This is a genomic window from Methanoculleus sp. MH98A (genome assembly GCF_000691865.1).
GTDB lineage: Archaea > Halobacteriota > Methanomicrobia > Methanomicrobiales > Methanoculleaceae > Methanoculleus.
In genome coordinates, this window is sequence record NZ_JMIO01000079.1 from 1 (window position 1) to 6,064 (window position 6,064).

The window sequence follows — 6,064 nt, forward strand, 5'->3', positions numbered from 1 at the left end:
TGCCGGTGCGTGAAGAATCGGTTGATGCAATAGGTGATCTCCCGTTCGAAGTTTGCCATCAGATAAGTTTTAGATCGGGGCCTTAAAAACAATCGGTAATTATTTTAATATAGCATCGTAGTACCTTGTAACATATGGCTCTGAAAGGCATGTTACTGGTTGGACACGGGAGCAAGCTCCCCCACAATAAGGAACTTATCGAGACCACCGCAAAACTCATCACGGAAAAGACGGACGATTACATCGTCAAACCCGGGTTCATGAGCCTCAACACCCCGACGGTGGAGGAGCAGCTCGAGGCGTTCCGGAGCGAAGATATCGAGATGCTGGTCGTCGTCCCGCTCTTCCTCGCAAAAGGCATCCATATCAACAAGGACATACCGGAGATTCTTGGCCTTCCCGAAGGCCAGCGGCGCGGCACGTTCAAGCTGAACGGGAAGACGGTGCCGCTCGTCTACGCGAACCCCATCGGCAGCGACCCGCTCCTTGCCGAACTGATGCTGAAGAACGCGTCCGAAGCGATCGCCGAACTGAATTCCTGAGCGACATGCGAATCCTGGTGCTGGATACCATCCACGGCGGGGCGGAGCTCGCCGGAGCACTCCGTGGTGCCGGCCACCAGGTGGACGAGGTGGACGTCTACCGAGGAAAGGCCGGCATCTCCATCGAGGAGGCGCTCGTCCGGACCTACGATCTCGTCACCGCACCGGTCCACCTCGATCCCGATCACCCGCTTCTGCGGCGGCACGGCCCCGCGGTCTCGCACCATGAGATGGTGAAAAGGGTTCTCGGCGATAGCGGGCTCCCGCATCCCTTCATCGAGATCACCGGGGCGCGGGGGAAGACCACGACCGCCCACGCCCTCGCCTCGCTGTTGCCGGGGCCCGGCATCCTGCACACCTCAACCGGAACCTACCGCTACCCGGAACGGGAACTGCTCTGGAAGAAGAGCATCACGCCGGCCTCCCTGATCCCGGCGGTGCGCGAGGCCGAACGGATCGGCGGCTGGCTGGTCGCCGAGGAGTCGCTCGGGGTCGCCGCCGCCGGGGACGTGGCGGTGCTGACGTCTCCCGACGACTACCCGGTCGCGGCGAGGAAGAAGAGCGCGATCGCGGAGAAGTGCCGGCTGCTCTCCCGGGCGCGGACGGTCGTGCTCCCGCCGGGAATCGACCTCCCCGGAGCGGTCGCGGTCGACGAAGTGGTATCCTTCGAGGGCCGGACCTGCCGCTACTCCGGGAACGGGATCGCCGGGTCGTTTGAGAACCCGCTCAACACCCTTCCGGGCTACCGGACACCGCTCGCGCTCGCGGCCGCGACCGCATGCGTGCTCGGGGTCGATCCTTCCCCGCTCGCGGAGTTCGCCGCCCTGCCCGGCCGGATGGCGGCCCGGCGGGAGGGGGCGATCCTGATCGTCGACAACGCAAACAGCGGGACGAACATGATGACCACCGTTGAAGCCGCCCGCTACGCGAGGGAACTCTCCGGGGACGCACCCCTGACCCTGGTCATCGGCGAGGAGGGCAGGGCGGTCTGCGAGGGGTTCTCCAGGAACGAGATCCTGCGGACGGTATCGACCGTCGCTCCTGCGGAGACGGTCTACGTCGGGGAGGGGCATCCAGCGACGACAATCGCCGCGGGACTCGAGGCCGCCAGAGAGATCACCCCGGCGGGCGCGATCGTCCTCGCGGTAAAGACGTGGAGATAAGTATGGACTACATTCAACCGAGACCGAGTTCTATCGTCGCGGCGCTGTATACCGCCCGCGACCTGGGGGTGGACGTAGCGATCCTCCACGGCCCGTCGGGCTGCTCGTTCAAGCACGCCCGCCTCCTCGAAGAGGACGGCATGCGGGTGCTGACGACGTCGCTTGCCGACAACGAGTTCATCTTCGGCGGGCACGATCCGCTGATGCGGGTGCTCCGCTATGCTGAGGAGACGTTTTCGCCCCGCCGGATGGCGGTCGTCGGGACGTGTGTTTCGATGATCATCGGCGAGGATCTCCAGTCCGCGATCCACGACGCGGGGGTAGGGACTCCGGCGATTGCCGTGGATATCCACGCGGGGTTCCGGGAGAACATCGACGGGGTGCTTGCGACGCTCGAACCCGCCGCTGTCGCAGGCTGGATCAGCGCCGGCGAACTTGAGCGCCAGCGATACCTCCTCGGAAAGGCAAACGAGGTGGAGCGGTTGCGGGGAGCCGCCTCGCGGACCTACATCGAGCCCTCCCGCGGCGACCTCAAGCACGTCGCGGCAGAGCGGCTCATCGAGCTCGCCGACTCGGGCGCTACCGGGGTCGCGGTCATGAACGCGAAGAAAGAGACCGCCTACATGTTCGCCGACGAACTCATCGCCCTTCACGACGCCTGCCCGGACGCCGCGGTTACCTACGTCGCGAACCTCGAAGACCGCGGCCTCCCGAAGGTCAGGGATGACGCCGGGCGGATCCTCGCCGGGATGCGGGAGCGCGGGGTCGACCCCGGACTCCTCGGGGCGCTCGACGAGTACGGGGCGAACGGCCCCGCGATCGGGGAGCGGATCAACGAGATCAACCCTGACTTCGCCCTCATGGTCGGGGTACCTCACGCCGTCCCGCCGGAGTACACGGAAGGCATCGAGGTCTTCTCGGTCACGAACGGACCCCGGCAGGTGGAGCCGCTCCGGGAGATGGGGCACCGGCACGTCATGGTCGAGATCGACCTGCACCCGAAGACCCTCGGCGTCCGGGATATCGTCGCAAGCGAGTTCGGGGCGGTTCTCCGGAGCATGCGATGAAGTCCTTCCTTGTTGCCGGCGACCGTTCCGGGAGCGGGAAGACGAGCATCACCCTGGCGCTCTCGGCCCTCCTCTCTGCCGACCGGGCCGTCCAGACCTTCAAGGTGGGGATGGACTACATCGACCCTTCCTACCTTGCCGGGGTGACCGGGCGGCCCTGCCGGAACCTGGACGGTTACGTGATGAGCCCGGACGAGGTCCGGGCGGTCTTTGCCCACGGGTGCCGGGGAGCGGACGTCGCCGTCGTCGAGGGAGTGCGGGGCCTCTTCGAGGGCGCGGAGGCGCTCACCGACCTCGGGAGCACGGCCGCGATCGCGAAACAACTCGACCTTCCCGTGGTTTTAGTCGTCAACGCCCGGAGCATCACCCGGAGCGCGGCGGCGCTCGTGAAGGGCTTTGTGTCCTTCGACCCCGACGTCGATATCCGGGGAGTCATCTTAAACAACGTCACCGGAACCCGCCACCGGGAGAAGGCCGTCCGTGCGATCGAGCACTACTGCGGTATCCCGGTCGTCGGGGTCATCCCCCGGACGGAGGAGATGGAACTTGCCATGCGCCACCTCGGCCTCGTCCCCTACCGGGAAGGGCAGGAGCACGGGGAGTTCCTCACCCGGATCGAGATGGTGAAGCGGATGATCGCCGATCACGTCGATGCGGACGCCCTGCTCGCGCTCGCCCGGGAGGGCGAGCCGCCGGCAATGGAGAGTGGCGTATACTCGGCCCGCGACCCGGACGTCAGGATCGGCGTCGCGCTCGACGAGGCGTTCAACTTCTACTACGCCGATCTCTTCGATATCCTTGCGTCATGCGGGGCCGAGACGGTTCCGTTCTCCCCGATCCACGATCGCCTGCCGGAGGCCGACGGCTACGTCCTCGGCGGCGGCTACCCGGAACTCTTCGGCGCGGAACTCGAGGCGAACACCGCGATGCGGGAGGGGCTCCGGGAGGTCTCCCGGAACGGCACGCCCATCTACGCGGAGTGCGGGGGGCTGATCTACCTCACCGACCGGATGGTGCTCGCCCCGGGGTTCGCGGGTCCGGGAGAGGCAACCTACGAACTCGCCGGCGTCTTTGCCGGAGAGACCCGGATGCCCGCACGCCGGATGCTCGGCTACGTCGTGGGGACGAGCGATGCGATGAGCCCCGTGGGCGAGGCGGCGTTCCGCGGTCACGAGTTCCATTACAGCAGCGTCGACCTCGCGCCGGAGACGCGGTTCGCCTACCGGCTGAGCCGGGGGAGCGGGATCCGGGACGGCTTCGACGGCGCGGTCCGGGACCGGACGATCGGGAGTTACACGCACCTCCACCCGGTGGCGAGCAGGGGGATGCTCGCGCACTTCACGGACTGCTGCCGGGGCTGAAACCCCGGGCTGCACGTTTTTTTGGGGAACCCCGGGACCGTGTCCTGGAACGCTACGAACCCCGCCTTCGAGAGAGACCCGGCCGTCGCCGGACGGTGCACGAAACGCAAAACATACAAGCAAATCGATACCACACTATTGCCATGTTAATTTACCTTGACGGCAGATTCGTCCCGGAGGAGGAGGCGAAGGTTTCGGTCTTCGACCACGGGCTTCTCTACGGCGACGGGGTTTTCGAGGGGATACGGGCCTACAACGGCAGGGTCTTCCGTCTCGACGAGCACATCGCACGGCTCTACGACTCGGCGAAGGCGATCGACCTCACTGTCCCGATCACGAGGGAGGAGATGGCCGAGGCGATCAAGGAGACGCTCCGGAAGAACAACCTGCGGGACGCCTACATCCGCCCGATCGTGACGAGGGGCGTCGGCGACCTCGGCCTCGACCCCCGGAAGTGCGAAAAGCCGACCGTCATCGTCATCGCCGTCACCTGGGGCGCGATGTACGGCGACCTCTACGAGAAGGGCCTGCGGGCAGTCTGCGTCTCGGTCCGCCGCACCCCGCCGGAGTCGATGCCGCCGAACGTCAAAAGCCTCAACTACCTGAACAACATCCTCGCGAAGATCGAGGCGAATTACCGCGGCGTCGACGAGGCGATCTTCTTCGACACCAAGGGCTACATCGCCGAGGGCTCGGGGGACAACCTCTTCGTCGTCAAGGACGGCGCCATCGTCACCCCACCGACCTTAAACAACCTGCGCGGCATCACCCGGGCGGTCGTGCTCGATCTCGCGGAGTCGATGGGCATCACCCTCCTGGAGCGGAACCTCGGCTACTTCGACCTCTACACCGCCGACGAGGTCTTCGTCACCGGAACCGCGGCGGAGGTCGGCCCGATCCGCGAGATCGACGGCCGCGTCATCGGGAACGGCAAGCCCGGGCCCGTCACCCGGCAGCTGATGGCGGCCTTCAAGGCCGTCACCCAGAAGGAAGGAACCCCGATCGACGCGTGAGGAGAACCGGGCCGGCCGGGATTTCCCAGGCATAACTTTTTTATCCGCTCGCGCCCAAGTTGTATAGCACTTCGGTGCATAGATTCGCTGCTATAGTGTAGGGGCCAATCATGTCGGCCTTTCACGCCGACGACAGGGGTTCAAATCCCCTTAGCAGCATACTTTTTTTGGTGAAATGATTGTCTAAAACAAATGCTCAATACAATCTCACATATCAAGATAAACGCTGTAATACTCATTCATCGGCGTGATCATTTGATATGTGGCATCACGGCCCAGATACTCCAGTGGGACATCTTGTTCCTTGATTTTTCAAATCGATAGATATAAGTGATTAAAAACTGAGAACCACAAATTGAAACGTCAGGATCAGGTCTCAAATATTCAGATATTCAACTGAAATGCATTAACTGTATTTTAGATAAATGCCAGTGAGGGCGGCTCCTAGGCATCGGAAGGCATTATCACAGAAAATGATGTACTGCAACGAGAAAATGTCGCATCTCTCTGAAGGTCGATTTCATGGAAGATAATAATGTTGCCATCTATCTCGATTTCGAAAATCTCGCAATCTCAGCAGAACAAACATACCCCTCTCATGAAAAACCTCTCTTCCTGCGCCCAATTCTTGATTACGCAACAAGTTTTGGAAACATATGTATTAAAAAATCATATGCGGACTGGTCACAGGAAATAGTTCGCCAATACGAGAGGAAATTGGTGAAACATGGCTTCGAGATGAGACACCTCCCGCAGACCAGCTTCCAGGGAAAAAACGGAGTTGACCTGCAGCTTGCAATCGATCTGCTGGAGGATATGCAAATGTTCCCAATAATCGACGTTTTCATACTCGGTTCCGGTGATACTGATTTCATCCCTCTTATCCGTCGGGTGCTTTCACGCGGCAAGCGAGTATAC

General features: G+C 62.7%; 6 protein-coding genes and 1 tRNA gene. All 7 read left to right on the forward strand.

The features are described 5' to 3' along the window. Window positions 1-134: 134 nt before the first annotated feature. The gene (gene cfbA / locus EI28_RS10350) at window positions 135-542 is read left to right on the forward strand and encodes a sirohydrochlorin nickelochelatase (RefSeq protein ID WP_048114632.1); all 408 of its coding nucleotides are present in this window, start codon (window positions 135-137) and stop codon (window positions 540-542) included. Window positions 543-547: 5 nt separating this feature from the next. Then, entirely contained in the window at window positions 548-1,705 is a 1,158-nt protein-coding gene (gene cfbE, locus EI28_RS10355; protein WP_048114634.1) for a coenzyme F430 synthase, read from the forward strand. A gap of 2 nt (window positions 1,706-1,707) precedes the next feature. Then, window positions 1,708-2,772: a Ni-sirohydrochlorin a,c-diamide reductive cyclase catalytic subunit gene (gene cfbD, locus EI28_RS10360; protein WP_048114636.1), complete on the forward strand. Its 1,065-nt coding sequence runs from the start codon at window positions 1,708-1,710 to the stop codon at window positions 2,770-2,772. Then, complete coding sequence (gene cfbB / locus EI28_RS10365) at window positions 2,769-4,133, forward strand: Ni-sirohydrochlorin a,c-diamide synthase (RefSeq protein ID WP_048114638.1); 1,365 nt, start codon at window positions 2,769-2,771, stop codon at window positions 4,131-4,133. Before cfbD ends, cfbB begins: the two co-directional genes overlap by 4 nt. 143 nt (window positions 4,134-4,276) lie before the next feature. Continuing rightward, window positions 4,277-5,146 carry a branched-chain-amino-acid transaminase gene (gene ilvE, locus EI28_RS10370; RefSeq protein WP_048114640.1) on the forward strand — a complete coding sequence of 290 codons (870 nt, stop codon included), beginning with the start codon at window positions 4,277-4,279 and terminating at the stop codon, window positions 5,144-5,146. A gap of 86 nt (window positions 5,147-5,232) precedes the next feature. Further along, a tRNA-Glu gene (locus EI28_RS10375) sits at window positions 5,233-5,305 on the forward strand. A 363-nt stretch (window positions 5,306-5,668) separates the two neighbouring features. Further along, a partial coding sequence (locus EI28_RS13580; RefSeq protein ID WP_155937360.1) for an NYN domain-containing protein occupies window positions 5,669-6,064 on the forward strand: 396 nt, incomplete at its 3' end.